Annotated in this window: 1 pseudogene; it reads right to left on the bottom strand. The window is 68.3% G+C overall.

Annotated elements, in window-relative coordinates:
- Positions 1-818: pseudogene (locus N8M93_RS22735) on the bottom strand (VirB4 family type IV secretion/conjugal transfer ATPase); the annotation flags it as partial.

The raw sequence follows: 818 nt of genomic DNA, 5'->3' as shown, positions 1-818 counted from the left end.
TTCCAGAACTCGTCGATCGCCAGCACCAGGCGACGGCCATCGAGCAGACTTTCCACCCGGTGGAACAGATAGGAGAGGATCGGCCCGCGTGTGACCGGATCGTCCAGAACCGCCGTCACGTCGAAGCCGAGAAAGGGCGCATCGAGCGACACCAGGTCCTCGTCGTTGTCGAGCACCCAGCCGAGCGCCCCGCCCTTGCACCATTTGTCGAGTCTGGCCCCCGGCCCTTCCGGGTCAGACTGGCCGAGGAAGGCGCGCAGCTCGCCGAGCGAGCGTGCTTCCGCCGGCAGCGCCAGCACCGACCGCACCCCCAGCTCAAGCCGCCGTTCCTGTTCGGGCAGCATGTCACGGCCGTTCTCGAGCACGAGCGCCTTGACCAGCTCTTTCAGGAACTCGACGTCGGCGGGTGCCGTCGTGAGCGCCTTGAGCGGTGCCAGGCCCGATGGTTCTCCGGCTGGCAGGACGAGATATGTCCCGCCGACGGCGCGCGCGAGAATGTCGCCGCCCCGATCCTTGTCGAAGAACACGACCTGCGCGCGTTGGCGCTCCGCCATCGCCAGCAGGAACAGCACGAGCGTCGTCTTGCCCGACCCGGCCGGGCCGGCGACGAACACGTTGCCGAGGTCCGTCACCGTGTCGGTCGGGGCGTGAAGATGAAAACGGTAGCCGGTTCCGCCGGTGGACCGGAATACCGTGACCGGCTCGCCCCAATGCCCGTGCGCGACGCCCGCCGGGTAATTATGCAAGCTCGCCATCGCCGCGAAGTTGCGCGAGCTGATCGCTCCCGGCCGCGTCCGCAGCCGCATGTTGCCGGGGAG

It is taken from the genome of Bacillus sp. Marseille-Q3570 (assembly GCF_946151055.1).
Taxonomy (GTDB): domain Bacteria; phylum Bacillota; class Bacilli; order Bacillales; family Fictibacillaceae; genus Pseudalkalibacillus.
This window is presented reverse-complemented; position numbering and strand designations above follow the sequence as displayed.